The following is a 26,403-nucleotide window of genomic DNA, read 5'->3' on the forward strand; positions in this document are numbered from 1 at the left end:
AGAACCCCAAACCCTTCGTATGGACCAAGACCGCCGAAGAGATCCTCGAATCACTCGCTAAATATTTGGGACGGATTTCTGGCGCATGACACTAGGAGGTGACCTCGCCCGGGTCGATCTCGCCCATGGCGTAGCTGACGGCTTCCTCGAAGTTCATCAGAGAGCCCTGCTGGTAGTGCTCAAGGTAGTCCTCGTCGCCGAGCAGCCGCTTGCACTCCTTCACGCACGCCTCGTGCTCGGTGCCGAAGAACGGCGAGCCGAACTGCGGCAGGCCGAACAGCCGCCAGTTCGCCTGGGCGGCGCCGAGGATGCGCGCCGCCCTCGCCGGCTCGCCCTGGTCGACGGCGAGCTGCGACAGCGTCTCCATCGCCAGGACGGCGCCCAGTACGTCGTGGAAGTGCCGCTTGATGCGCAGCGACTCCTGCGCGCTCTGCACGGCGTCGTGCGTGCGGCCGGTCATCCGCTCGATCGCCGAGGTCGCCCACACCGCGTACGAGCGCAGCCACAGCTCGCCGCGCTCAGTGCACAGCTGGCGGCAGTCGCGCAGCAGCGACTCGGCCTCGGTCAGCTCGTTCTGCTGGGTCAGCACGACCGCCAGCTCGACGATGGCGGGGAGCAGGCCGGGGTTCAGCTCGCGCCCGCTGCGGTGGAACTCGATGGCCACCCCCAGCAGGGCCGTCGCCTTGTGCAGGTCGCCCTGCAGGAACGCGGCGGACCCCTGCATCTTCGTCGCCAGGATGACCGCGATCGAGTCGCCCACGCGTACGGCGTCGGTCGCGCACGCCTCGGCGGCGTCCAGCGCCGCCGAGGTGTCGCCCTGGGCGCTGCGGACGTAGGCGAGGACCCACAGCGCCTTGCAGCGCTCCTTGCTGGGCTGGGGGCTCGCGTGCAGCGCCCGCTCCAGATACAGCCGGCCCTCGCGGGCGAACCCGCAGGCGACCCACATGAACCACAGGGACGACAGCAGTTCGAGGCCGGTGCGCGCCTCGGCCGGGTCGCTCAGGCAGTAGTCCAGCGCGGCGCGGATGTTGTCGTGCTCCTGGCGCATGCGCCCGAACCAGTAGACCTGCCGCGGCCCCGACCAGGCGTGCTCGCCCCGTTCGGCGAGCTGCAGGTAGTACTCGCGGTGGCGGCGCCTGACCCGGTCGGTCTCGCCGAGCTTGTCCAGCCACTCCTTGCCGTAGTGCCGCAGCGTGTCGATGAGGCGGTAGCGGACCCCGGCCCGCTCGTTGCTGCTCAGCAGAATGGACTTCTCCACCAGGCCGGAGATGAGGTCCATGACGTTCTCGGCGGGCAGGTCCTCACTGGCGCAGACGTAGCGGGCGGCCTCCAGCTCGAAGTCGCCGGAGAAGATGGAAAGGCGCGCCCACAGCAGCCGCTCGGCCGGCTCGCACAGCTCGTGGCTCCAGCCGATGGCCGCGCGCAGCGTCTGGTGGCGGGGCAGCGCCGTACGGCTGGCGCCCGCGAGCAGGCTGAAGCGGTCGGTCAGTAACGTGAGGATCTGCTCCACCGACAGCGCGCGCAGGCGCACCGAGGCCAGCTCGATGGCCAGCGGGATGCCGTCGAGCCTGCGGCACAGCTCCGACACCGCGGCGATGTTCTCCTCGTCCACCGTGAAGCCGGGCAGGACCGCGCAGGCGCGCTCGGTGAACAGCTGGACCGACTCGTTGACGAACGGGCTCTCGCCGCCGTCGTCGCCGGGCACCAGCAGCGGCGCCACCGGGATCGTCTGCTCGCCCTGCACGCCGAGCGACTGCCTGCTGGTGGCCAGCACCCGGACGTGCGGGGCGTCGCGCAGCAGTTGCTGGATCAGATGCGCGCACGGGTCGAGCAGGTGCTCGCAGGAGTCGAGGACGACCAGCAGATCGCGCGGGGTCATCCACTCGGTGAGCGTCTCGACCTCGGGCCGGGCGGACTGGTCGGCGATGCCGAGCGCGGCGTTGACGGCGTGCGGCACCATCGTCGGGTCCTGCAGCCGGGACAGGTCGACGTACCAGACGCCGTCTGTGAACTGCGGACCCACCTGGTGGGCGATGCGCAGCGCGGTGCGCGACTTGCCGACGCCTCCGATGCCGGTCACCGTGACGAGGCGGGACTCCTGGAGACGCTGCCTGATGGTGGCCAGCAGGCGTTCTCTGCCGACGAAGCTGGTGAGCTCCGCGGGCAGGTTGCCCTCTCTGCGCCATCCTGACGGGGGTGCCATGGGCCGCCTCACGGGGGTCGTTCCGGCGTGCTACCTGCTTCCGCATCGTACCTGTGCGAGCGGTTGGCTGTCCTTGCGCCGCGAATGTACGGCGGCGCGTGGTCCCGGTGGTGAATCTGGGACCGATGGTGCCCCTGGGGGTGGCGATCGCACCGCCCGCCGGCCGCGTAGCATTGTCCACGTGACTGTGCATGAGCCGGATGACCTGCGTCCGGTGGACCTCTTCGATGAGGGGCTGCCGGTGCTGCCAGACCAGACGAGCGACGACACCGACTCCGGTTGGGGCGAGTGGCGCTCATCCGACGATGTGTCCCACCTGCTGGAAGAGCGCCCACCCCACTGGGGCTGACGCCGGGAAGGCCCGCGAACGGCCACCTGGAGGAGCGGCCTTCGTGCCGGGGACTCACATCGTCGCCCGGGCTCCGCAGCTCGCGGAGCCCATCACCTGTCCGTCACGGCCCGAAGGTTCTCAACCGGCCTTCGGGCCGCCGCCGTCTTCCCCGGCTTCCTTCCTCCGCCTTCCCTTCGCCTTCCGGCCGCGCGGTCAGGCGCCGACGGCGTCGGCCGCCGGGGCCGAGCCGTTCACGCTGAGCACGCGCTCACGCTGCTCGGTGCGCTCCGCCTTGTCGGGCACCACGATCGCGGGGAAGGTGCCGGTGTCGACGATGCCGTGCTCGTTGTAGGCGATCTCGATGAGCGCGTGGGCGCGCGGCTCCAGCTTCCACAGCGCGCGGTACTCCCTGGCCGTGGTGAGCGAGATGCCGATCTCCCTGGCGATGTCGGCCGCCCGAGGGACGATCTTGCGCTCGATCTGCCGGTCCCAGTAGGACCGGGCCGCGCGCAGCAGGGCGGCACGCTGGGCGGTGTCCACCACCTGCGGGGCGGACTCGGCCTCCATGATCTCGGCCTCCTCGTCGTCGTCGGCGATGTACGCCGCGACGGGGGAGGCGGCCACCGGCAGCGCGTGCTGCCGCTCCTCCGGCTCCGGGCCCCACGGCACCGGCGGGCGCAGGTCGATGAGGGCGCTGGTGTTGTACAGCGCGCCGATCTGCTGGAGCAGGGCCTCCTGGCGCCCGGCGTCCACCGCCAGGCCGGTGTGCTCCACGGCCTGGTCCATGACGCGGTCGAGCCTGGCGAGCGCGGCCCGCATCTTGCGGTCGGGGGCGCCGGCCTCGCGCAGCGCGCGCGCCCGCTTGGCGGCCAGGGCGACGCGGGTGAGCCTGCGATGGGCGTCGACCTCGCTGGCGGTGCGGTCGCTGACCTCGGCCAGCCCGAGCCGGACCATGGCGCGTTCGGGCGTCAGCCGCCACTTGATGCGGGAACGGCCGGTGATGCGGTGCCGTTCGATCGCCATGCCGCGCTCCCACAGCCACGCGGCGACCAGCGGAGCGGCCAGACGGAAGATGGCCTCGGCCATGCTGCGGGCGTCCAGGCTGGACAGCACCGCGGAAAGGCTCGTCAGCGCCCACACGGCGATGCCGTCGATGCCGGCCGAGAAGTTCTCGCGCATGTTGCGGCGGGCGCGCACCGCGCTGGTGATCACCGCGACCTCGATGAACGCGAAAAGCAGCAGCCGCAGCGGGCCGTCGAAGCCGAGGACGTCGCCGGAGAAGCGCCACATGCCCTGCGCGGACACGCCGGTGGCGATGCTGGCGGCGACGATGGTGAGGATGTCCTCCGCCGGGCGGTTCTCGGCGAACTTGCGGTAGGCGCGGGAGCCAGCGCGGTAGGCGGTGCGAAGGACGAAGAAAGTCAGAACCAAAACGACCAGGGCGGACACACAGATGATGGCCGTCTGACCCGGATGTTCGGCTGCGAACGTAGATATCTGCTCGAAGGGGGGCATCAGCTCTGTCCGTCATTCTCGATGTCCGACAGGATTACCGAGAGGATCATTCCAGAATATCGCCGGGTTGTTCACACCAATGCGCATTCGTCTCCGGAAAGTCACCCCGCACACCGGCCCCAGGCGCCCCGCGCGTACACCCATGGCCGGGGGATCCCCCCCAGGGTCAGCGGATTCGCCCAAGGCCGGTGGGCTCCCCTATGGCCGGCGGGTTCGCCCATGGCCTTGGCCGCGGTGACCTTCCCCCGGGGACATGCGGCGTCCGGCCGCCCTAGTGCTCCGCCGGGCGCCCTTCGTAGGCGATGTCCTCCTGGGCGAGCCGGCGCAGGGCGCTGAGGACGAGGTCTCCGACGGCCGTCCAGACCACGGCGGTCTCGAGCATCGTGTGCGGGTCGGTCTCCCGGGCGATCAGCCCGAGGTCGGCCTCGGCGACCTGGCGTGCGGCCCGAGCGTACTCCGGCAGGAGCGCGAGCTGCCCGGTCTGGCCGAGCCGGTAAAGGGTGGCGAGCGCCGAGGCGAGCGTCCGCCGTGCCGGGTTGGCCGGGCGGACCCGCCAGCCGAGCTCTTCGATGAGCGCCTCGGTGTGCTCGGTGGCCGCCGCCCACGCCTCGTCCTCGATCACCGGCCGCGGGGTCGTCATCGCGAACTGGGCCTTGCCGGCCGCGTCGATGACGCTCATGCCCGGCGCGTACATCTGGCCGAGGACCTCGCGCGTGGCGGCGACGCTGAGCCCGCCGACGCCGATGAGCGCTTTGATCACCCTGAGCCGGTGCAGGTGGCCCTCGCCGTACCGGGCCTGGTTGTGGCTGGTGCGCTCGCCGGGAGGCAGCAGCCCTTCGCGGAGGTAGTACTTGATCGTCGGCACGGGCACGTCGGCACGCCGGCTCAGCTCGGCGATGCGCATCGATTCCTCCAGCGGTGACCCCGGAGTAGCCCGGTGGGGCTTGTCAGCGTACCAAGAAGATAGTAGACATCACTGCTATCCGTATTTCGTTCGATCGAGGAGCTGATCCCATGGAGTACCGCCCCTTCGGACGCACCGGCGTGAAGGTCAGCCCGCTGTGCCTCGGCGGCATGATGTTCGGCTGGTGGGGTGAGAACGGCTACGACGAGTCGGCGAAGATCATGCAGCGGGCGCTCGACGCCGGCGTCAACTTCATCGACACGGCCGACATCTACTCCGGCGGCGAGTCCGAGGAGCTGATCGGCAGGTTCCTGGCCGAGAACGGCCTGCGCGAGCGCGTCTTCCTCGCCACCAAGGTGCACGGCCAGATGGGCGAGGACCCCAACCAGGGCGGCAACAGCCGCCGCTGGATCATGCGCGCCGTCGAGGACAGCCTGCGCCGCCTGCGCACCGACCACATCGACCTCTACCAGGTGCACCGCCCCGATCCCACCGTCGACATCGACGAGACGCTCGGCGCCCTGACCGACCTGGTGCGGGCGGGCAAGGTCCGCTCCATCGGCACCTCGACCTTCCCCGCCCACCAGGTGGTCGAGGCGCAGTGGACGGCCGAGCGGCGCGGCAGGGAGCGGTTCGCCGCCGAGCAGCCGCCCTACTCGGTCGTGGCCCGCGGCATCGAAGCCGACCTGCTGCCCGTCTGTCAGCGGTACGGCCTGGGCGTGCTCGCCTGGAGCCCGCTGGCCGGCGGATGGCTCACCGGCCGTTACCGGCAGGAGGCAGAGCTGCCCCAGAGTAGGCGCTCAGCCCTCCTGCCCGCCCGCTACAACATCGAGCTCCCCGAGAACCGGCGCAAGCTCGCCGCCGTCGAGGCGCTCGCCCGGCTCGCCGAAGACAGCGGGCTGACCCTCATCGAGCTGTCGCTGCGCTTCGTGCTCCAGCACCCGGCCGTCACCTCCGCCATCATCGGCCCGCGCACGCTGGAGCACCTGGAGAGCCAGCTCACCGCCCCCGATGCCCCGCTTCCCGCGGACGTGCTGGACCGGGTGGACGAGATCGTGCCGCCCGGCCTGACCATCAACCCCGCCGACGCCGGCTGGCAGCCCCCCGAACTGACCACCCCCTCCCTGCGTCGCCGCCAAGGCTGACCCTCCCGCACCCCCCTTCAGGCGAGCACGACCCACTCCCACGAGGTCACCATCGGGGGAAGCACACCCACTTCCACGACGTCACCATCACCGCGAGGCCCCGCTACCGAGCCGCTGAGCGCCGGAGCGGGCGAGGGGTCAGGACACGACGTCCTTGTGACGGAAGCGGCGGAAGGCCAGCGCCGTCAGCACCGACGCGTACGTCACCGACAGCGCCGCCCCCTTGGCCATGCCGCTCCAGTCGAGCTCGGGGACCAGGGCGTCCAGCCAGGCGGTGTTCCAGAAGGTCGGCAGGAACTCCCGCAGCGCGCCGAGCGCCTCCACCGCCTGCAGGATGTTGCTGACGATCACCAGCCCCACCGCGCCGCCGACCGCGCCCAGCGGCGAGTCGGTGCTCACCGACAACAGGAACGCCAGCGCCGCCACGACGAGCTGGCTGACCAGGGCGTACCCGACGACGATGGCGAATCGCGGCAGCACCGCGGTCGCCGGGAAGACCTCCCCGGTGCCGGGCAAGCGCACATCGTTCCACCCGAAGGTCACCGTGCCGGCGAGCAAGGCCATCAGCGGCACGGTGATCACCGCCACCGCGGAGAAGCCGAGGGCGACCAACAGCTTCTGCCGCAGCAGCCGGCCGCGCGGCACCGGGGCGGCCAGCAGGTAGCGCAGCGACGACCAGCTCGCCTCGCTCGCCACGGTGTCCCCGCAGAACAGGGCGACCGCCACCACCAGCAGGAACGTGGCCGACACCGACAGCGTGAACGCCGCGAAGTTCAGCCCGCCCTGTGTGGCGAGATCGGACAGCCTCAGAGAGTTCTGCTGCGTCGGCGCGGGGCCGAGCGAGAACGCCACGACCAGCACCCACGGCAGGGCCAGCAACAGCCCGAACATCACCGCCGTCCGGCGCCGCTTGAGCTGGCGCACGATCTCCACCCGCAGCGGCAGCGTGCGCCCCGGCGCATACGACACGCCCGCCGGGACATCACGAGCCCCCCCGGCCGCCACCCCCGGCGGCGTCACGCCACGTCCCCCATCAGTCCGAAGAAGACGCCTCCAAGACGTCCCCCAAACCCGTCGGCCATCCCGCCCTCCAGGCGTGTCATGCCGTGTCTCCGATCAACTCCGGAGAAGACGTCTTGAGGACGTACCTGGAAGCCGTCGGACATCTCGACTTTCAGGGCTGTCATGCCGTGTCTTCGGTCAACTCCGGAGAAGACGTCTTGAGGACGTCCTCGAAAGCCGTTGGCCATCCGGCGTTCCGGGGGTGTCATGCCGTGTCTCCGGGTCGGCTTGGGGAGGACGTCTTGAGGACGTCTCTGGGAGCCGTTGGACATCTCGACCTTCGGCGGTGTCATGCCTTGTCTCCGATCAGGTCGAGGAAGACGTCTTCGAGACGTCCCCTGGAGCCGTTGGAGGGGGCCGTGCCGCCGAGCAGGTCGGTGACCGGGCCGGCGGTGACCAGGCGGCCGCGGTGCATCACCACCACGTGATCGCAGGTCTGCTCGACCTCGGCCAGCAGGTGGCTGGAGACGATCACCGTGCGGCCAGCGGCGGCGTAGCGGGTCAGGACGCGGCGCATCTCGGCGATCTGCGGCGGGTCCAGGCCGTTGGTCGGCTCGTCCAGCACCAGCAGGTCGGGCAGGCCCAGCATCGCCTGCGCGATGGCCAGGCGCTGGCGCATGCCCTGGGAGTAGGTGCGCACGGCGCGGTCGAGCGCCGCGCCGAGGCCCGCGATCTCCAGTGCCTCTTCCATATGGGCGTCGCCCTTCGGCCGGCCGGTGGCCCGCCAGTAGAGCTCGAGGTTCTCCCGGCCGGACAGGTGGGGAAGGAAGCCCGGCCCCTCGACGAAGGAGCCCAGCCGGGACAGCACCGGCGCCCCCGGCGTGACGCGGTGGCCGAAGATGCGGATCTCGCCCGCGTCCGGATGGATGAGCCCCATCATCATGCGCATGGTGGTGGTCTTGCCCGCGCCGTTCGGGCCGAGCAGGCCGAGCACCTGCCCCCGGTCGACTTGGAACGACAGCTCGTCCACGGCGGGATCGCCGTCGCGGTACCTCTTGGTCAGGCCGGTGATGCGCAGTGGCACCCCGCCCAGCGCCGGGTCGAGGTCGTCCGCGCGGCGCCGCCGCCCGGTGAGCGCGATGGCGGCGGCGACGGCCAGCGCGGCCGGCGGCAGGGCCCAGGTCCACCAGCCGAGACCGCCGCCCGCCGCGCGCAGCGCCGGGTCGGTGGGCGCGGTCAGCGTCGGGGAGGCCAGCCCGACGCGGTGGACGGCCGGCGCGGTGGGGGAGGCGTATCCCATGTCCGTGGTGCTCAGCACCAGGCGCAGCCGGTGCCCGGCGTCGAACCGGTGGTCGATGACCGGCAGGGTGAGCGCGACCGGCGTGCCCGCGGGGGTCGCCGTGACCCGGAAGGGCGCCACCAGGCCCTGGGGCAGCGACGGGCGCTGCCCGCCCACGTCGTACAGCTTGGCGAACAGCGTGACCTCGCCCTCGCCGTACACCTTCACCGTGGCCGACGGCGCGCCGGTGACCTCCAGCGGCGCGGCCAGCGGCGCCGACTCGAACGCCGCGGCCTGGCCAGGCATGTCGATCGCCACGCCGTCGCCGGCGAGCCCGCCGAGCAGGCCGCTCATGCCCGGCACTGTGGAGATCGCGGCAGGCGAGCCGCCCGGCGGGCCCGCCACCTGCTGGTCGGGGCCGGCGAGCCGCACCGACGCGGACGACGCGCCCGCCGGGCCGGAGTAGCGGCTCGCCGCGGCGTGCACCAGGACGGGACGACGCGTGCCCGGATCGCGGCCGCCGTCCCGGGTGACGGTGAAGGCGTCGCCGAGCGGCGTGCCGTCCTTCTTCAGCCAGTGGCCGAACCAGGCGATGGTGCGCTCGGCCACCCAGTCGGGTTCGCCGTCCCCGCCGTCGTGGCCGCCGTCGAACCACGCCACCTGGACAGGGGCGCCGGTCGCCGCGATCGCCCGGGCGTTGGCGTCGGCGTGCGAGAGCGGGAAGAGCGAGTCGTGCTCGCCCTGGATGAGCAGGGTGGGCACGCGGATCTTTCCCGGCACGGAGATGGGGCTCGACCTGCGCAGGGTCTCGACGGCCGCCGGGGTGGCGCGCCCGGTCTCGGCCACCTGCAGGTACATGTCGCAGATGGCCGGCAGGAACCGCCCGCACTGCGCCTCCCGCGCCCCGGCATCCGGCCCCGTCCCCCCGTCTGAGATCCCGCCGGAGGTGCCGGAGGAGGTCTTGTCGGACGTTCCGCCGGACGTTCCGCTGGAGGTGCGATCGGCTGTTCCGCTGGAAGTGGCGCTCGGGGTTGCAGGGGATGTTCCGCCGGAGGTGCGATCGGCTGTTTCGCTGGGAGTGGCGTTCGGGGTTGTAGGGGATGTTCCGCTGGAGGCGCCACCGGCTGTTCCGCTGGAAGCGGCGCCGGGGGTTCCAGGGAGCGTTCCGCTGGAGGTGCCGCCGGACGTTCCGCTGGTGGTGCCGTTGGGCGGGGCGCTCGAGGTGGTGGTCGGCTGGGTGGGGTCGGTGGGCACGTTTCGACCGTCGGCGCCTGGGGCGAGGGGGGAGTCGGCCGCGCGGCTGAAGAACAGGCCGGCCCACATGCGCTTGAAGACGCCCTCGGCCGGGCCGGCGCCGGTCGCGTCGGGGAACAGCGCGTCGGCCAGGTCGTGCCAGGTGATCTGCGGGACGATGGCGTCGACGCGGCCGTCGTAGGCGGCGGCCATCAGCGTGATCGCCCCGCCGTACGAGCCGCCCGCCAGGCCGAGCCGGGGGTCGCCGGGGCCGTCCAGCAGGACCTCGGGACGGCGGGCCACCCAGTCGATCAGCTGCTTGACGTCCTTGACCTCGTAGTCGGGGGAGTTGAGCGCGATCTGCCCGGTGGAGGCGCCGAAGCCCCTGGCCGACCAGGTGAGAACGGCGTACCCCTCCTGCGCCAGCCGCACGGCCTCGTCGCGCACGCTGCGCTTGCTGCCGCCGAAGCCGTGCGCGAGGAGCACGACCGGGCCCCTGCCCCCGGTGGCCGGGGGGAAGAAGGTGGTGTCCAGCAGCACGTGCTGGTCGCCCGAGGGGCCGTCGGCGACCGGAATCACCTGGTCGAACGCCCGCACCGCCGGTGAGGGCCAGACCGCCCACGCCACCGCGCCGATCACCGCCACCACCACGGCCGCCAGCGCGACCCGCGGTCTCCCCCGAACCCTCATGCCGAGAGCCTACTTACCCGCCGCTGAGAGATCGCTGAGACGCCATCCCCGAGGTGGATACAGGGTTATCTCGGGGTAACTCCCGATTGCGGAGCATGTCCGGTGACGGGCATCATGCTTGGCGTGAAGCAAGGCGCAGGTAACGAGGCCGAGGCCACCCGGACGGGCGGTCGCGCGCCCTCCCCATGGCGGTGGGGCAGGGGCAAGGCCGTCGAAGCCCTCGAATGGGCCCGCCCCTACTGGACGCGGGGGGAGGCCGGCCGTGAGACGCCGCCGGAGCTGCTCCGCGTCCTCTACCTGAGCTGGGTCGCCGCGTTCGTCCTGAAGGTCCTCGGGGCCTCGTGGGACGTGTCGTGGCACTTCAAGTGGCTGCGCGACGACCTGGCGCCGCCGCACCTGCTCAACAGCGCGGGCACGGCCATCGTGCTGGCCCTCACGATCGTGCACAGCTACACGGGGTACGGCGTCGACCGCACCGCCCAGCGGCTGGTCCAGTGGGGCACCGGCGCCTTCCTCATCGCGGTGCCCATCGACCTGATCAATCACCGGATCAACGGGGTGGACATCACCTCGTGGAGCCCGTCGCACATGCTGCTGTACATCGGCACGGCGTTCATGATCGCCGGAGTGATCCGGGGCTGGTACCTCTACGCGCCCGAGGGCAGGGCGCGCACGGTCGTGCTGGGCGCCCTGTTCGTCTTCATGCTGGAGAACACGCTCTTCCCGAGCGAGCACCAGGAGTACGGCGTGCTGGAGCTGGCCTCCTTCGTCCGCGGGGCGCCGTACGCCGAGCCGACACTGCTGGACTTCGCGGCCAAGCAGATGGGCCGGCCCATCGACGTCACCATGGCCGAGAAGTTCTCGCTTCCGGTGCCCGACTGGGTGTACCCGATGTGGTTCGGCATCGCCGCGGTGCTGGTGCTGGTCATGGCCCGGGCGCTGGTCGGCCACCGGTGGACCGCCACCGCGGTGGCGGGCGTCTACGTCGGCTACCGCGCCCTCATCTGGCCGATGTTGTACTTCACCGGCTTCCCGCCCTCGGCCGTCCCGTTCTTCCTGCTCGCCGCCGCCGTCTGCGTGGACGTGGCGTTCCTGCTGCGGCTGCCGGTCGCGCGGGCGGCGCTCGGCGCCGCCCTGGTCACCGTGGGCGTCTACGGCGGCCTCGCCGTGCAGGACCGGCTGCTGGAAGCCCCGCCGTACCTGCTGGCCTCGGCCCCGGTGACCCTCGTCGCGCTGGGTGCGGCCTGGTACGGGGTGGAGTGGTACCGCCGCCGCCGTTCCGGCGAGCCCGAGACCCCCGCCGCCCTGCCCCTCGGCACCCCCGCCGCCCCCGGCCCGGCGACCCCCTGACACAACCCCGGCCCGGCATCTCCTGCGAGAGGCCGGGCCGGCGTCGTCCTGTGCCTTCGCGCCGAACGGGTCCCGCGGTCCTGCGTCAGGCCACGGGGGCGCGGGTGAGGGCGACGGCCACGCCGTAGGCGACGCCCATCACCGTCACCTCGAGCGCCGCCCAGGCGGCGAACGCCGTCGCCCGCCGCTGGACGACGGCCGGCAGCAGGCGCCAGCGGATGTTGGCCCCCAGCAGGGCGACCGCGCCCACGCAGAGGACCTTGACGATCACCAGTTGGCCGTAGTGCGTGGTCAACAGCGACCCGGGCAGCCGCGTGGTAGGCGACAAGGCCAGCTCGACCAGCCCGTTGAACAGCCCGGACAGGGCCACTACCGCCAGGGCCACGGTGGCCAGCCGGGAGAACCTCGGCAGGGCCCGGGCCAGCAGGTCGCGGTGCCGGGCGAGCAGCACGGCCATCGCCACCAGGCCGCCCGTCCACATCGCGGCGGCGACGACGTGCAACTCCATCGAGACCATGCTCAGCTCGTGCCAGTACCAGTTGGACGCGTGCCCGCTGACCGGCAGGGGGAGCAGGCCGAACACCGCGACGACCACCCGGATCTCGGCGGGCACGTTCTCGCCGAAGCGCACGGCCAGCAGGCCGAAGAAGGTGAAGGCCAGGGCGCACGCGGCGCTCATCACCAGCCCCTGGCCCGAGCCGATGGCCTCGACGTAGGCCGCCGGGTCGGGCACTCGGCCGGGGGAGAGCTCGGCCGCGCTGAGCACCATGGCGGCCAGCGCCGTGACGGCCCAGCCGAAGGCCGCGAGCACCGCCCAGGTGCGAGCCGTGGACAGGACGGGCTCGGTGCGCCCCGGGTCGTCGAAGCCGACCAGCTTGGGCAGCAGGCTGAGCCCGATGGCGGCCAGGGCGCACAGATTCATGGCCAGGCGGGTCACCGGCAGGCCGTACTTCACCAGCGGCCCCGGGATCGCGATGCCGGGAACGCTGTCAGGCGAGGTCCACCACGTCGCCACCACCACCGCCACCAGCGCCGCCCCGGCCAGCCCCCACACCGGCCCCCGCCGTGCTCCTTGCGACGCCGTCGCGACGCCACGCCCGGCGGTGTCCCTCCCCCCTCCGGGCCCGTCATCCGCGCGGGGGTCGACGGGCGGGGGAGTCCGGTCGGTGCCGGAGTGCCGGGGGACGGTCGCGCTGGTGGTCTCGTCGGCGGGGCTCACGCGTCGCCTCCGGGCGCCGGGCGGCTCTGGCGGGCCACGACGAGGATGCCGAGGCCCGAGAGCAGCAGGGCGGCGACGAGCAGCCCCCATACCCAGCCGCCGCCGCTCGTCCCCGGTGCCGCCGCGCCGGCGATCGGCTGCGCGGCTGGGGGAGCCTGCCCCGCTACCCCGGACGGCGTCGGTGGCTCCCCCGCTCCGCCGGAGCCGGTCGCCGGTGTGGTCCCGCCGGGTCCGGCGGGGCCGGTGGAGGGCGTCGTGGACGGGGAGACGGGAGCCGCGGACCCGGTGCCGGCGACGGTGAAGCCGATCTTGCCGGTGACCGGATGCCCGTCGTTGGAGACGATCTGGTATCCGATGACGTACGCGCCGGCCGCGCCCGCCGCGACCGACGCCGGCACCTCGGCCGTCACCTTGGCGTCCACGACGTGCACGGCCGCCTTGGCGACCCTGCCGTCGGGCCCGGTCAGCGCCACCTGGGCGAAGTCGGCCCGCACCGGCTGGTCGAAGGTCAGCGTCACCTGGGCGGGCAAGGAAGCGAGCCGGGCGCCGTCCTTGGGGTCGCTGCCCGTCAGCACGTTGTGCGCCAGGGCGGGCGCGACCGCCACCGCGAGCGCCGCGAAGGCCACCGCCAGGACCGTCAGCAGTCGTCTCACTCGGCGCTCCGGCCGTGACAGGACCTCAATTGACTTGACCTTTCCGTCGTTTCCACCGGACGCTGCCATGGTGCCACCTATGAGTCCCGGTGAGGCGGCCGAGGGCGTGGCTAGGATTGGCTGGTGGAGCCAAGGCTGCTGTACGACGGCGCGGCCGCGCATTACCGCCGCTACCGCAACGCATACGGCGACGAGGTCATCGCCTACATCGCGCGCGTGCTGGCCCTCGGCAAGCGCTCCCGGGTGCTCGATCTCGGCTGCGGTCCCGGCACGCTGGCCATCCCGCTGTCCCGCTTCGCCGGCACGGTCCTCGCCGTCGACCCGAGCGAGGACATGCTCGCCGAGGGTTCGCGCCTGGCGCCGTCCGGCGTCCACTGGATGCAGGGTGACTCCACCCGTCTCGCGGGGCTGCCGCTCGGCCGTGTCGACCACGTCGTCATGGGCCGCTCGTTCCACTGGATGCGGCGCGCGCGGGTGCTGGCCGACCTGGACGCCATGCTCCCGCCGGACGGGGCCGTCGTGCTCGTGGGGCCGACCCGCGATCCGGTGGAACCGCCGTGGGAGCCGGTGGTGCAGGCGGTGCGCAACCGGTTCGGCCTCGAATGGCGGGTGAACGACGAGTCCTTCCGGCAGTCGGGGCGCCATCACAGGGAAGTGGTGGCCGAGTCGGCGTTCCGCGACATCTCCACGGCGCGGTTCGACCGCGTGGTGCGGCGCGACACCGAGCAGGTGGTGGGGTTGCAGCTGTCGTTCTCCTACTCCACGCCGGCCCGGCTCGGCGACCGCACCCTCGACTTCGTCGAGGCCCTGGGCGCGGCCCTGGCGGCCGCCAACCCCGGCGGCGTCTGGGAGGAGCGCTTCACCACCGAGGTCCTCACCGCCCGCCGCCCTCCGCCTTCCGGGTCCTGACGACGCCGTCGGTTCGGGGGAGAAGTGGGTCTTTATCGGAGGGGGGTGCGGCGACTACCATCCGGGCACGCCTCGTCACTCAGGAGCCGCGCCGGTGAGCACCCTTCCCCCCGTCACCCCGCCGTACGACCCGCCTCTCGCCCTGGCCGAGCCGGTCAGGAGGGTCGGCCCGCGCTGGGTCGCCTTCATCTCGCTGGCCAACCTGGTCCTGTGGATGGCGTACTTCGGCCCGCTCCAGGTGCTGCTGCCACGGCAGATCGCGCTGGTGACGGACCTGGGAGGCAAAGAGAGCGCCCTGGCGTGGGTGACCGGCGCCGGCGCCGCCGTGGCGATGGTGTTCAACCCGGTGGCCGGGGCGTTGTCCGACCGCACCGCCGGGCGTTTCGGCAGACGCCACCCGTGGACGCTGCTCGGTGCGGTGGCCGGTGGGCTCGGCCTGGCCTTCCTCGCCTTCCAGGGCTCGTTCGCGGGCGTGCTCATCGGCTGGTGCCTCGCGCAGGCCGGGCTGAACGCCATGCAGGCCGCGCTGACGGCCGGCGTCCCCGACCACGTGCCGGTGGGCCAGCGCGGCGAGGTGTCGGGGTGGATCGGCGTGCCGCAGACGCTCGGGGTGGTGCTGGCGGTGGTGCTGGTGACGATGGTGGCGACGACCACGGGGGCCGGATACCTGCTGATCGCCGCCCTGGTGCCGCTGGGCGTGCTGCCGTTCGTCCTCACCACCCGGGACGCGCCTCTGCCGGCGCGGCTGCGGCCGCCGTTCAGCCTGAGGGGGTTCGTGGGCGGCCTGTGGGTGAGCCCGCGCGCGCACCCCGACTTCGCCTGGGCCTGGCTGACCCGCTTCCTGATGCAGCTCGGCAACGCCGTCGCGCTGTTGTACCTGCTGTACTTCCTCACCGACGCGGTCGGCTACGAGCGGCTGTTCCCCGGGAGCAGGGCCGAGGACGGCCTGCTGGTCCTCATTCTCATCTACACCGCGGCGGTGGTGGTCACCGCCGTGGCCGGCGGGGTGGTCTCCGACCGGATGGGACGGCGCAAGATGCTCGTCACGGTCTCGGGCACGATCAGCGCGGTGCCTTTCGTGATCATGGCGTTCTGGCCGCTGTGGCCGATGGTCGTGGCGGCCGCCGTGATCATGGGCATCGGCTTCGGCATCTACCTCGCGGTGGACAACGCCCTGGTCACCCAGGTGCTGCCCGCGGCGACCGGCCGGGCCAAGGACCTGGGCGTGATCAACATCGCCAATTCGGGCCCCCAGGTGCTGGGGCCGGTGATCGCCGGCCCGATCGTGTCGGGCCTGGGCGGCTATCCGGTGCTCTACCTCACCGCGGCCGCGCTGACGCTGCTCGGCGCCGGGCTGGTGTGGAAGATCCGCGCTGTTCCCTGATCGCTCATTCGCCCAGCTGGTAGGTCTCAAGGCGCCCGCACATGCCGAGACGCGGCTCGGCGGCCGCGGACATGACGCGCGCCTGCCTGAGGTGCGCGGTGTCGCCGTCGCGAAGCGCCCGCAGGTGGGCGCCGGTGGCCTCGGCCGCCCGCAGGGCCCCCGATCGCCACCGCTCCTCGAAGGAGCCGAGCTTGCCCGACACGATGCGCGCCGCCTGCCGGTGGAAGGCGGCGAGCCCTTCCTGGCCGCGCTCGCGCAGTGCGAGGAACCCCTCGATGGCGACGTCCCTGCGCCGCCGCGCGTCGGCCTCGTCCGTGACCGCCGCCATCTCGGCGTACGCCGCCGGGTCGTCGAGCACGTCGGGCGGGAAGGTGAACACGGCGTCGCCCGCCTCGGGCAGGCCGCTGTTCTGCATGACGACCACGATGCGCAGGCGGGCGTCGTCGTTGACCAGCCGGTGGATGGTGCCCGGTGTGAACCACACGACCGCGCCGGGCGCGAGCGGGGTCTCGTCGTACCCCTCCCACGTCAGCGTCTGGACCGAGCCGGCGCCCTCCACGACGACGTACGCCTCCGAGCACAGCAGGTGCATGTGCGGGGAGCCGCCGCAGGCGCCGTCGGCCGAGGGCCAGTCGTAGACGCGCAGACCCGAGACGCCGACGCCGCCGGGAAAGCCCATGACGGGACCCATGACGGGGCCAACGGCAGAGGGCGTGACGGTGGGCATGGTGGAGGGCATGGTGGAGGGCACCTCGAGCGCCCTTGAGATGCCCTCCACGTCTTGGGCGGCCGGCTCGCGGACCATGCCGGCCGAGGACTCCGCGTACGCCGGGGATCCTTCGGGCGTCGGGGACTCGGAGGATTCGCGCGGCCCCGGAGCCTCGCCGGCTCCGGGGCCTTCCGGGTGCCCGCCCGGGCGTCGGTGCGCGCTCATCGGGCGGCGTCCCCGGAGAGACGGGCCTGCCGGCGCTCCTCGGACGCGCCCGTGGCGACCCCGTCCCGGAGCGGCGCTGGAAGATCACGGCGGCGCAGGTGCCGCTCTCCGCCGCCGTGATCCGATCGTGTCCCGCCGGCGACGGGCGTCGCGGCCGGCGTCCCGCCGGGGACTCTGGCGCCGGGGACGGTGGCGGCGGGCGCGATCGCGCTGCGTGCGCGCGCGCAGGCGGTGGCCTGGCCGGACGCGCCGTCCGTCCGAGACGTGGCGGCCCGCGCTCGTCTGCGCACCCGACCCTCCGAAACATTTCAGAAGTTTTATGACAGTTTTCGTGGCAGCAACCTAAAACGGCCGGGCGATAAACGTCAAGGCCGTCCACCCGTGGGGTGGACGGCTGAAAGTTTCACGGACGGGACGCGACGGGCCGTTAGAGCTGCGGCCGGGCGGTGCTGTCGCGGATGAGCAGGTCGGTGGCCAGTTCGACCCGCCGGGTCTCCAGCGAGTCGCCGCGCGAGATCTCCAGGGCCATGCGGGTGGCCAGCGCGGCCATCTCCTCCAGCGGCTGGCGCACGGTGGTCAGCGGCGGCCACGCCGAGCGGGCCAGGGGCAGGTCGTCGAACCCCACGACGCTCAGGTCGTCGGGCACGCGGAGCCCGGCCCGGCGCACGGCCTCGAACACGCCGAACGCCTGCATGTCGCTGCCGGCGAAGACCGCGGTGGGCCGGTCGGGCAGTTCCAGGAACGCCTTGCCGTGGATGTGGCCCGAGTCGACCAGGAAGTCGCCGTAGCGGATCAGCTCGGGGTCGACGGCCACCCCGGCGGTCTCCAGGGCGGCGCGGTAGCCGTCGATGCGCGCCCGGCTGCACAGCATCTCGGCCGGCCCGCCGATCATCCCGATGCGGCGGTGGCCCAGCTCCAGCAGATGGCGGGTGGCCGCCAGGCCGCCGTGCCAGTTGGTCGCGCCGACCGAGGCGACGTCGGGAGCGGGCTCGCCCTCGGGGTCGACGATGACGAAGGGGATGGACCGCGCGAGGAGCTGGCCGTGCTGGCGGCGGGTCAGCTTCGAGGCGACCAGGACGACGCCGTCGGTGCGGCGGGCGGCGATGCGGTCGAGCCAGTCGCGGCCCGGCCCGGAATGGGTGTGCAGCACGGAGACCACCACGGCCGCGTCGGCCTCGCGGGCCGCCGTCTCGGCGCCGCGGATGATCTCCATGGCCCACGGGCTCTCTATCTCGGCGAAGACCAGGTCGATGAGGCCGACCGGGCCGTCCCCCTGGCCGGTGCGGCGCCGGTAACCGTGTTCGTGGAGCAGGCGCTCGACCCGGCGGCGCGTCTCGGGCGCCACCTCGGGGCGGCCGTTGACGACCTTGGACACCGTCGGGACCGAGACTCCGGCCTCCTCGGCGATCAGAGCGATGGTGACCCGCCTCTTCGCTGACATGCGACGGAGTGTATCCGAAAGCTTTCGGAATTTCCCGGCCGGGGCCACTGTTCCGTGCGGCCCTCGGGACGCCATGCTGTCCTCGGCATCGCGAACCCGTTCCTGTGTGGCTATTGACGTGTTACGTGCGGTTTACGTACTCTCCGGGTCACGAAATATTCGGGGGTGCCAAAGAAACTTTCAAAGTTCTCGGGGCGGAGTACGGAGCTCTCGCAGCGGGTGCGTTATGAGGAAGGAACCACGAGGATGTCGTTGAGTCGGCGAAGTGTGGTCTTACTGGCCGCGACGGCGGCGCTGCTGGCGGGAGGCTGCGGCGGGCAGACGAACACGGGCGGCGCGGCGACGGGGACCGCGTCGGCGGGCAAGGTCACCGTCGAGTGGTGGAACATCTCCACCACCGAACCCATGAAAAGCTTCTACGCGCAGAAGGTCAAGGAGTACCAGACCGCACACCCGAACGTCACGATCAAGAACGTCCCCATCGAGAACGAGGCGTTCAAGGCCAAGCTCGCCACGGTGACGCAGTCGGGGAAGACCCCCGACGTGTACACCACCTGGGGTGGGGGCGTGCTGAAGCAGCAGATCGACGCCGGGCTGGTGAAGGACCTCTCCTCCGAGGCCGCCACCTGGATCGCCGACTTCACTCCGGCCTCCCTGGCGGCCTACCAGTTCGACCAGAAGACCTACGCCATCCCGCAGGACATCGGCATGGTCGGCTTCTGGTACAACAAGGACCTGTTCAAGAAGGCCGGCATCGCCGCGGCGCCCGCCACCTGGACCGAGTTCATCGACGCCGTCAAGAAGCTCAAGGCGGCGGGCGTCACCCCCATCGCCCTCGCCGGCAAGGAGAAGTGGCCCGGCCACTACTACTGGGCCTACCTCGCCATGCGCATCGCGGGCCTGGACGCGCTCAAGCAGGCCGCGGTCGACCACGACTTCAACAAGCCCGACTTCGTCGCGGCCGGCCAGAAGCTCAAGGAGCTGGCCGACCTGCAGCCCTTCCAGAAGGGCTTCCTCGGCGCCGCCTACTCCACGCCCGACGGCCAGGCCGCCCTCATGGGCAACGGCAAGACCGCCATGGAGCTGATGGGCCAGTGGGCGCCGACCGTCGAGAAGGACGCGAGCAAGAAGGACCTGGGCGACAAGCTCGGCTTCTTCACCTTCCCGTCCGTCGACGGCGGTAAGGGCTCGGCCACCGACGCCTTCGGCGGCGGCGGCGGGTACGCGGTCGGCGTGAACGCCCCGCCCGCGGCCGTCGACTTCCTGAAGTTCCTCTCCAGCAAGGACGTCCACGCCGCGGCGGTGGAGACCGGAGGCATCCAGCCCGTGCTCAAGGGCGAGGAGAGCGTCGTGAAGGACCCGAACCTCGCCGTCGTCGCCAAGACGCTGGCCGGCGCCTCCGGGTTCCAGCTCTACCTCGACCAGGCCTACCCGCCGGCCGTCGGTCAGGAGGTCAACGACAGCGTGGCCGCGCTGATCGCCGGCTCCAAGACCCCCGAGCAGGTCACCCAGGCCGTCACCGAGACCGCCAAGTCCGAGTAGCCGGAAGGTGGACGGGGGACCACGCGCGCCGGGACGGGCGCGCGTGGTCCCCCATCCGCGGCCCGCCCCCCATCGACCACCGAGCGGCACCGCGCCGCTCTTCCCCAGGGCTGCGCCCGGGGCTCCACGCTGAGGAAGACGATGACACGACCCGCGCTGACCGACAGGCCCGCGGCCGCGGCCGACCTGCCGCGCCGGGCCGGCCCAGGCTCCGCGCCCTCCGCACGCCGTCGCCGGTTCAGGGGTCTGGCGACGATCACGCTGTTCCTGCTGCCGGCGCTCGTGTTGTTCGGGCTGCTGGTGCTGGCGCCGATCGTGCTGGCCGCGTACACCAGCCTGTACAAGTGGAACGGGCTCGGCGGACTGCCGCAGAACTGGATCGGGCTGGACAACTTCACCCGGATGTTCGCCGACGACGTCTTCCTCGGCGACCTCCGCCGCGGCGCCGTGCTGATCATCCTGTCCCTGGTGATCCAGCTCCCGCTCGCCCTGGCGATCGCCATGCTGCTCAACCAGAAGATGCGCGGCCGGGCGTTCTACCGGCTGCTGTTCTTCGCCCCGTACGTGCTCTCCGAAGTGATCACCGGTGTGCTGTTCAACATGATCCTGTCGCCGGAGTCGGGCCTGGCCAACCAGATCCTCGGCGCCATCGGCCTCTCGAGCCTGGAGTCGAGCTGGCTGGCCGAGCCGGACACGGTCATGATGTCGCTGTTCCTGGTCATGGTCTGGAAGTACTTCGGCTTCCACATGATCCTCTACTTGGCCGGCCGCCAGTCCATCCCCAAGGAGCTCGGCGAGGCGGCCTCGATCGACGGCGCCGGCCCCTGGAAGCAGTTCCGGTACGTCACCTTGCCGCTGCTCGGGCCGACGATCCGCATCAGCGTGTTCCTGTCCATCATCGGGGCGATCCAGCTCTTCGACCTGGTGTGGGTGCTCACCGCCGGCGGGCCCATCCACTCCTCCGAGACCATGGCCGTCACGATGTTCCAGTTCGGCTTCAAGCGCTCCCAGATCGGCTACGGCAGCGCCATCAGCGTCGTGATGTTCCTGATCAGCCTGGTGTTCGCGCTCGGCTATCAGCGGTTCGTCATGCGCCGCGACACACAGGGAGCGATCACCACCATGGGAGACCAGCGATGACCGCGCAGGCCAGGGAGCGGACGGGGCCCCGCCTCGGCATGCTCCGCTCCATCTCGCTGCACACGGTCGTGATCATCCTCGGCGCGTTCGTCGTGGTACCGCTGCTGTTCGCCGTGATCGGCGGGTTCAAGGACACCGGCCAGCTCTCGACCAACCCCTTCGGCCTGCCCTCGCCCTGGGTCCCGGAGAACTACACCGACGTGCTCTTCTCCGGCTCGTTCTGGCGCCAGCTCGTCAACAGCATCTTCGTCGCGGTGGCCACGACGCTCATCGTCGTCGGGCTGTCGGCCATGGCGGCGTACGTGTTCGCCCGGTTCGCCTTCCGGGGCAGGGAGTTCCTGTACACGCTGTTCGCGATGGGGCTGATGTTCCCGTTCGCCGTGGCCATCCTGCCGCTGTTCGTCCTGCTGCGGACCCTGGGGCTGCTGGACAACCCCTTCGGCGTGATCCTGCCGCAGGCCGCCTTCGGGCTGCCCATGACGATCATCATCCTGCGCGCCTTCTTCCGCACCATCCCCCGGGAGGTGGAGGAGGCCGCGACGATCGACGGCTGCACTTCGTTCGGCTTCTTCTGGCGCATCCTGCTGCCGATGGCCCGGCCGGCCCTGGCCACCGTGTCGGTGCTGGCGGTCGTGGCGAGCTGGAACAACTTCTTCCTGCCGCTGGTGATCTTCAACGACCCCAACTGGTGGACCATCCCGCTCGGCGTGCAGCAGTTCACCGGGCAGTACTCCGCCGACACCGCCCGGATCCTCGCCTACATCGTCCTGGCGATGGTGCCCGCCCTCGCGTTCTACGCCGTGGCGGAGCGCCAGCTCATCGGCGGACTCACCGCGGGAGCGACGAAGGGGTGACCGACCCGAACGACATACCGAGCTTCCACGGCCGATAAGGCCATCTCCGAAGGAGCGCTGATGACCTTGCGTGTGTCCGGACCCCAGTTAGTCGCCGCCGACGGTACCCCGGTGCGGCTGCGCGGAGTGGGTCTCGGGGGCTGGATGAACATGGAGAACTTCATCACCGGCTACCCGGCCAACGAGTCGACCATGCGCGACGCCGTGCGCGACGTGCTGGGGGAGGAGCGGGCGGCGCTGTTCTTCGACCGGTTGCTCACCTCATTCTTCGGCCCCGACGACGCCGCCCTGCTCGCCGCCATGGGAGCCAACTGCGTTCGGATTCCGGTGAACTACCGTCACTTCGAGTCCGACGACCGGCCGATGGAGATCATCGAGGACGGCTTCCGCCACCTCGACCGCGTGATCGGGCTGCTGGCCGAGCGGCGCATCTACAGCGTCATCGACCTGCACGCCCTGCCCGGCGCGCAGAACCAGCACTGGCACTCCGACAATCCCACCCACGTCGCGTCGTTCTGGCGGCATCGGCACTTCCAGGACCGCGCGGTCCACCTGTGGGAGGTCATCGCCGACCGCTACAAGGACAACCCGTGGGTCGCCGGGTACAACCCGATCAACGAGCCCGGCGACGTCGGCGGCCGGGTCATCGGGCCGTTCTACGACCGCCTGGTCAAGGCGCTGCGCGCCGTGGACCCCACCCATGTGCTGTTCCTGGACGGCAACACCTACTCCACCGACTTCTCGATCTTCCGTGAGGTGTACGAGAACACGGTGTTCGTCTGCCACGACTACGCGCTCGCCGGGTTCGCCCACGGCGGCCCGTACCCGGGGTACACGCGCGGCGAGTGGGTGGACCGCGGCGAGCTGGAACGGGCCTTCGAGAAGCGCACCACCTTCCAGCGGCAGACCGGCACCCCGCTGTGGGTCGGCGAGTTCGGCCCGGTCTACACCGGCGACCCCGCGATCGACGCGCAGCGCTACCAGATCCTGGCCGACCAGCTGGAGATCTTCGACGGCTACCAGGCCGGCTGGTCGCTGTGGACCTACAAGGACGTCGGCTTGCAGGGCCTGGTGCACGCCGACCCCGAGGGGCCCTACCTGCGGCGCTTCGGCGACTTCGTGGCCAAGAAGAAGCGGCTGGGCGCCGACCGCTGGGGTTCCACGATGGAGGAGTCCTCCGACGTGCTCGCCCCGCTGCACCGGCTGGTCGAGGAGGAGTTCCCGCACTGGGAGCCCTACCCGTGGGGCGCCCGCTACCAGACCGACGACCTGCTCCGGCACATCCTGGTCGCCCAGGCGCTGGTGCCGGAGTACGCCTCGCTGTTCGGCGGCCTGGACGACAGCGAGCTGCTCGCCCTGGCCGACTCCTTCGCCCTGGCCGGCTGCGCGCGGCGCGACCGGCTCATCGAGCTGCTCACCGCCAACCTCACCTCGGGCGCCGCCTGACCGCGGGACCCGCCACGACCCGAAGTACTCCTGCGACCGGTTCCCCGCGCTCCTCCGGCACCTGACCTCGGGGGAGGCGCCAGAAGCAGGACCGCCCGTATATCCGGCGCATGATCGCCGGGGCCGACGCCGGCCCCGGCGATCACTGTTGACCGGCCCGCTCCATCCATGGCCCTACTCGGCCTGACCCTGAGGAGACCAGTCATGCGCTTCCCGCGCTCGTGGGCGGCGGCCGCCTTGTTATGCCTCCCGCTGTCCCTGTCGCCGTGCATCACGGCCGGGACGGCACAGGCCGCGGCGCCGGTGACGATAGCGAGCTACGACTTCGAGGACGGCACCGCCCAGGGCTGGTCGCCGCGCGGCTCGGGGGTGTCGGTCGCGGCCGTCCAGGACGCCGCCCACTCGGGCTCGGCGTCGCTGCTGACCACCGGCCGCACCGAGACCTGGAACGGCGCCTCCGTCACCCCGCCCCTGGAGAAGGGGGTCACCTACTCCGTCACCGCCCACGCGCGGCTGACCGCCGGGACGTCCGCGAACACCATCGCCCTGACCGTGCAGCGCACGCCCGACGGCGGCACGACCACCTACGAGCGGGTCGGCGCGGGCACCGTCACCGACGCCGCCTGGGTGGAGATCAGCGGCACCTACTCCTTCACCACCGACTCGCCCGACCTGCTGCTGTACGCCGAGAGCTCCGACGCCACCGCCTCGTTCTACCTCGACGACGTCACCATCACCGCCGACACCGACCCCGGACGGTCCGGCGTGACCACCGACTTCGAGACCGGCACCGCCCAGGGCTGGTCGCCGCGCGCCTCGGCCACGCTGACCGTCGCCACCGACCAGGCCCACGGCGGGACCGCCGCCCTGCTCTCCACCGCCAGGAGCGCCTCCTGGGACGGCCCGGCGCGGAGCGTCCTGGGCAAGATGACCAAGGGGTCGAAGTACACGCTGTCGGTGTGGGTGCGGCTCGGACCTGACACGACCGCCGGCGACCTCGGGCTGTCGGTCGAACGCCGGCTGAACGGGACGGCGAGCTACGACCAGGTCGCCGCGCCCACAGCGATCGCCGCGGGCGGATGGACGCAGCTGAAAGGTTCATACACCCTGGCCTACGACGTGGACTTCCTCAGCGTCTACGTCGAGTCGTCCAGCGGAACCTTCCCGTTCTACATCGACGACTTCACACTGACGTACGTGCCCGCCAAGCCCATCCAGACCGACATCCCGGCGGTCAAGGACACGCTGCCGTTCCAGGTCGGCGCCGCCATCTCCCGCGCCCAGACCCTCGGCGGCCATGAGGAACTGCTGACCCGGCACTTCGACAGCGTCACCCCGGGCAACGCGCTGAAGTGGGACGCCACCGAGCCCCGCGAGGGCGAGTTCACCTTCGCAGACGGCGACTACCTGGTCGACTACGCCGCGGCGCACGGCCTGCGGTTCCGCGGGCACACCCTCGCCTGGCACAGCCAGACCCCCGACTGGGTGTTCAAGGACGGCGACCGGCCCCTCACCGCCACCCCCGCCGACAAGGCCCTGCTGCTCAAGCGGCTGGAGAACCACATCAGGGCCGTGATGGGCCGCTACAAGGGCAGGATCCAGACCTGGGACGTCGTCAACGAGGTCGTGGACGAGAACCAGCCCGACGGCATGCGCCGCAGCCCGTGGTTCCAGGTCACCGGCTACGACTTCATCCGCACGGCCTTCCGCGTCGCCCGCGAGGTCGACCCGGCGGCCAAACTGGTGCTCAACGACTACAACACCGAGCTGCCGCGCAAGCGCCAGGCGGTCTTCAACCTGGTCAAGAAGCTCAGGGCCGAAGGCGTGCCGATCGACGCCGTCGGCCACCAGCTGCACGTCAACATCGAGCAGCCCGCCGCCGCCGAGATCGAGAAGACCATCGAGCTGTTCGCCGGGCTCGGCGTGGACCAGCAGGTCACCGAGCTGGACGTGAGCGTCTACACCGACTTCGTCTCCACCTACACCACCGTCCCGCCGGAGGTCCTGGCGCTCCAGGGGTACCGCTACAAGGAGATCTTCGACGTCTTCCGCCGGCAGGCCGCCCGTCTGTCCTCGGTGACGCTCTGGGGCCTGGCCGACGACGGCACCTGGCTGTCCACCTTCCCGATCACCCGGCTCAACGCGCCGCTGCCGTTCGACGACGAACTGCAGGCCAAGCCGGCGTACTGGGGCATCGTCGACCCTGCCCAGTTGCCGCCGCTGACCCGCCGCCTGGACGCGCCGCAGGCGAGCGTGAAGATCGACGCCGAGCGCGAGCAGCAGTGGAACCTGCTGCCCGACACGCCGATCGCCCGGGTGGGCGACCTGGCCGCCCGCTTCCAGGCCCGCTGGTCGGCCGCCGGCCTGGCCGTGCTCGCCGAGGTGGACGACCGCACCTGCGACAAGGCCGACACGCTCACCCTGCGGCTCGGTGGCGCCGCCCGCGTGGTCGCGCGGGACGGCCGCGCCTCCTGGTACCGCACCGCCGCCCTCACGGGCGGATACCGCGCCGAGGCGCTGCTCCCCGCCTCCGCCGCGCTCGGCGGGAAGCTGCCGTTCGAGCTGGTCGCCCACGACGCCAAGGGCGGCAAGGACGTCTCCTGGAAGGGCGAGCTGACGCTGACCGCGCCGGTCAAGCCGACCACCGCCGCCAAGGGCACCCCGGTCGTCGACGGCGTCGCCGACGCCGCCTGGTCCAGGGCCCCCGAGGTCACCACCGCCACCTGGATCCAGGGCGGCTCCGGCGCGACCGCCAAGGTGCGGGCCCTGTGGGACGCCGGGCACCTGTACGTGCTCGCCCGTGTCACCGACCCCGCGCTCAGCGAGGAGTCGCAGAACGCGTGGGAGCAGGACTCCGTCGAGATCTTCGTCGACCCGAACAACGGCAAGAGCAAGGGATACGACGATGACGACGGGCAGTACCGCGTCTCCTTCTCCGGCCGGCAGACCATCGGGGGCACCTTCGACGCCGCGGGCGTGAAGAACAACCTGGTGAGCGCGGCCAAGGTCGTGCCCGGCGGGTACGTCGTCGAGGCGTCGATCGCGCTGCCGACCATCACCCCCGCGAAGGGGGACCTGCTGGGGTTCGACGTCCAGGTCAACGACGCGACAGGGGCCGCCCGCACCGGCGCCGTCACGTGGAACGACTCCTCCGGCCGGTCCTATCTGAGCACGGCAGGATGGGGAGTGCTCGAACTGGGCAAGTAGCCCGGATCGTACAGATCGCAAC

Annotated in this window: 19 protein-coding genes; 10 read left to right on the forward strand and 9 right to left on the reverse strand. The window is 71.7% G+C overall.

What is annotated here, in order from left to right:
- Positions 1-91: 91 nt before the first annotated feature.
- The gene (locus ABZT47_RS32510) at positions 92-2,203 is read right to left on the reverse strand and encodes an ATPase (RefSeq protein ID WP_354850756.1); all 2,112 of its coding nucleotides are present in this window, start codon (positions 2,201-2,203) and stop codon (positions 92-94) included.
- 181 nt (positions 2,204-2,384) lie between these two features.
- Here ABZT47_RS32510 and ABZT47_RS32515 point away from each other — a divergent pair, with 181 nt between their 5' ends.
- On the forward strand, positions 2,385-2,552 hold the full coding sequence (locus tag ABZT47_RS32515; protein ID WP_354851080.1) for a hypothetical protein: 168 nt from the start codon (positions 2,385-2,387) through the stop codon (positions 2,550-2,552).
- A gap of 195 nt (positions 2,553-2,747) precedes the next feature.
- Here ABZT47_RS32515 and ABZT47_RS32520 read toward each other — a convergent pair whose 3' ends face one another.
- Positions 2,748-3,965, reverse strand: coding sequence for a hypothetical protein (locus ABZT47_RS32520; RefSeq protein WP_354850759.1), 1,218 nt, complete (start codon positions 3,963-3,965; stop codon positions 2,748-2,750).
- A gap of 355 nt (positions 3,966-4,320) precedes the next feature.
- A complete protein-coding gene (locus tag ABZT47_RS32525; RefSeq protein ID WP_354850761.1) occupies positions 4,321-4,953 on the reverse strand; it encodes a MerR family transcriptional regulator in 633 nt (210 codons plus the stop codon).
- A gap of 110 nt (positions 4,954-5,063) precedes the next feature.
- On the opposite strand from ABZT47_RS32525, the gene ABZT47_RS32530 reads away from it, so the two are divergent.
- The gene (locus tag ABZT47_RS32530; RefSeq protein ID WP_354850764.1) at positions 5,064-6,098 is read left to right on the forward strand and encodes an aldo/keto reductase; all 1,035 of its coding nucleotides are present in this window, start codon (positions 5,064-5,066) and stop codon (positions 6,096-6,098) included.
- Positions 6,099-6,236: 138 nt separating this feature from the next.
- On the opposite strand, the gene ABZT47_RS32535 is transcribed toward ABZT47_RS32530, so the two are convergent.
- Positions 6,237-7,067, reverse strand: coding sequence for an ABC transporter permease subunit (locus ABZT47_RS32535; protein ID WP_354850766.1), 831 nt, complete (start codon positions 7,065-7,067; stop codon positions 6,237-6,239).
- Positions 7,068-7,449: 382 nt separating this feature from the next.
- Positions 7,450-10,302 carry an alpha/beta fold hydrolase gene (locus ABZT47_RS32540; protein ID WP_354850769.1) on the reverse strand — a complete coding sequence of 951 codons (2,853 nt, stop codon included), beginning with the start codon at positions 10,300-10,302 and terminating at the stop codon, positions 7,450-7,452.
- A gap of 123 nt (positions 10,303-10,425) precedes the next feature.
- Here ABZT47_RS32540 and ABZT47_RS32545 point away from each other — a divergent pair, with 123 nt between their 5' ends.
- Positions 10,426-11,652, forward strand: a complete 1,227-nt coding sequence (locus ABZT47_RS32545) for a hypothetical protein (protein ID WP_354850772.1) — start codon at positions 10,426-10,428, stop codon at positions 11,650-11,652.
- 85 nt (positions 11,653-11,737) lie between these two features.
- On the opposite strand, the gene ABZT47_RS32550 is transcribed toward ABZT47_RS32545, so the two are convergent.
- Together ABZT47_RS32550 and ABZT47_RS32555 are read right to left on the reverse strand one after the other, a co-directional pair.
- On the reverse strand, positions 11,738-12,871 hold the full coding sequence (locus tag ABZT47_RS32550) for a CopD family protein (protein ID WP_354850775.1): 1,134 nt from the start codon (positions 12,869-12,871) through the stop codon (positions 11,738-11,740).
- Positions 12,868-13,524 (reverse strand): copper resistance CopC family protein, encoded by a 657-nt coding sequence (locus tag ABZT47_RS32555; RefSeq protein WP_354850778.1) that lies wholly within the window; start codon positions 13,522-13,524, stop codon positions 12,868-12,870. Before ABZT47_RS32555 ends, ABZT47_RS32550 begins: the two co-directional genes overlap by 4 nt.
- Positions 13,525-13,647: 123 nt before the next feature.
- Between ABZT47_RS32555 and ABZT47_RS32560 the strand changes: the two genes are divergently transcribed.
- Together ABZT47_RS32560 and ABZT47_RS32565 are read left to right on the forward strand one after the other, a co-directional pair.
- On the forward strand, positions 13,648-14,433 hold the full coding sequence (locus ABZT47_RS32560; RefSeq protein ID WP_354850781.1) for a class I SAM-dependent methyltransferase: 786 nt from the start codon (positions 13,648-13,650) through the stop codon (positions 14,431-14,433).
- A gap of 94 nt (positions 14,434-14,527) precedes the next feature.
- A complete protein-coding gene (locus ABZT47_RS32565) occupies positions 14,528-15,817 on the forward strand; it encodes an MFS transporter (RefSeq protein ID WP_354850784.1) in 1,290 nt (429 codons plus the stop codon).
- A gap of 4 nt (positions 15,818-15,821) precedes the next feature.
- On the opposite strand, the gene ABZT47_RS32570 is transcribed toward ABZT47_RS32565, so the two are convergent.
- Together ABZT47_RS32570 and ABZT47_RS32575 are read right to left on the reverse strand one after the other, a co-directional pair.
- A complete protein-coding gene (locus ABZT47_RS32570) occupies positions 15,822-16,751 on the reverse strand; it encodes a cupin domain-containing protein (protein ID WP_354850786.1) in 930 nt (309 codons plus the stop codon).
- A gap of 427 nt (positions 16,752-17,178) precedes the next feature.
- On the reverse strand, positions 17,179-18,192 hold the full coding sequence (locus ABZT47_RS32575; RefSeq protein ID WP_354850789.1) for a LacI family DNA-binding transcriptional regulator: 1,014 nt from the start codon (positions 18,190-18,192) through the stop codon (positions 17,179-17,181).
- A 246-nt stretch (positions 18,193-18,438) separates the two neighbouring features.
- Between ABZT47_RS32575 and ABZT47_RS32580 the strand changes: the two genes are divergently transcribed.
- The 5 genes from ABZT47_RS32580 to ABZT47_RS32600 all read left to right on the forward strand — a co-directional run bounded on the left by ABZT47_RS32580 (position 18,439) and on the right by ABZT47_RS32600 (position 26,381).
- Positions 18,439-19,734: an extracellular solute-binding protein gene (locus ABZT47_RS32580; protein WP_354850792.1), complete on the forward strand. Its 1,296-nt coding sequence runs from the start codon at positions 18,439-18,441 to the stop codon at positions 19,732-19,734.
- A gap of 141 nt (positions 19,735-19,875) precedes the next feature.
- Complete coding sequence (locus tag ABZT47_RS32585) at positions 19,876-20,874, forward strand: sugar ABC transporter permease (protein WP_354850794.1); 999 nt, start codon at positions 19,876-19,878, stop codon at positions 20,872-20,874.
- Positions 20,871-21,728, forward strand: coding sequence for a carbohydrate ABC transporter permease (locus tag ABZT47_RS32590; RefSeq protein WP_354850797.1), 858 nt, complete (start codon positions 20,871-20,873; stop codon positions 21,726-21,728). The genes ABZT47_RS32585 and ABZT47_RS32590 overlap by 4 nt, the downstream gene beginning before the upstream one ends.
- A gap of 60 nt (positions 21,729-21,788) precedes the next feature.
- The gene (locus ABZT47_RS32595) at positions 21,789-23,174 is read left to right on the forward strand and encodes a cellulase family glycosylhydrolase (protein ID WP_354850800.1); all 1,386 of its coding nucleotides are present in this window, start codon (positions 21,789-21,791) and stop codon (positions 23,172-23,174) included.
- A gap of 204 nt (positions 23,175-23,378) precedes the next feature.
- Complete coding sequence (locus ABZT47_RS32600; protein WP_354850803.1) at positions 23,379-26,381, forward strand: endo-1,4-beta-xylanase; 3,003 nt, start codon at positions 23,379-23,381, stop codon at positions 26,379-26,381.
- The last annotated feature ends 22 nt before the right edge of the window (positions 26,382-26,403 follow it).

Origin of the sequence: Sphaerisporangium sp. NPDC005289 (assembly GCF_040607455.1) — a bacterium.
Taxonomy (GTDB): domain Bacteria; phylum Actinomycetota; class Actinomycetes; order Streptosporangiales; family Streptosporangiaceae; genus Sphaerisporangium; species Sphaerisporangium rhizosphaerae.

Coding starts and splice junctions, on each gene's coding strand:
- ABZT47_RS32510 (WP_354850756.1), bottom strand. CDS start 2,203: ATGGCACCCCCGTCAGGATGGCGCAGAGAGGGCAACCTGCCCGCGGAG.
- ABZT47_RS32525 (WP_354850761.1), bottom strand. CDS start 4,953: ATGCGCATCGCCGAGCTGAGCCGGCGTGCCGACGTGCCCGTGCCGACG.
- ABZT47_RS32530 (WP_354850764.1), top strand. CDS start 5,064: ATGGAGTACCGCCCCTTCGGACGCACCGGCGTGAAGGTCAGCCCGCTG.
- ABZT47_RS32540 (WP_354850769.1), bottom strand. CDS start 10,302: ATGAGGGTTCGGGGGAGACCGCGGGTCGCGCTGGCGGCCGTGGTGGTG.
- ABZT47_RS32570 (WP_354850786.1), bottom strand. CDS start 16,751: ATGAGCGCGCACCGACGCCCGGGCGGGCACCCGGAAGGCCCCGGAGCC.
- ABZT47_RS32575 (WP_354850789.1), bottom strand. CDS start 18,192: ATGTCAGCGAAGAGGCGGGTCACCATCGCTCTGATCGCCGAGGAGGCC.
- ABZT47_RS32580 (WP_354850792.1), top strand. CDS start 18,439: ATGTCGTTGAGTCGGCGAAGTGTGGTCTTACTGGCCGCGACGGCGGCG.
- ABZT47_RS32585 (WP_354850794.1), top strand. CDS start 19,876: ATGACACGACCCGCGCTGACCGACAGGCCCGCGGCCGCGGCCGACCTG.
- ABZT47_RS32590 (WP_354850797.1), top strand. CDS start 20,871: ATGACCGCGCAGGCCAGGGAGCGGACGGGGCCCCGCCTCGGCATGCTC.
- ABZT47_RS32595 (WP_354850800.1), top strand. CDS start 21,789: ATGACCTTGCGTGTGTCCGGACCCCAGTTAGTCGCCGCCGACGGTACC.
- ABZT47_RS32600 (WP_354850803.1), top strand. CDS start 23,379: ATGCGCTTCCCGCGCTCGTGGGCGGCGGCCGCCTTGTTATGCCTCCCG.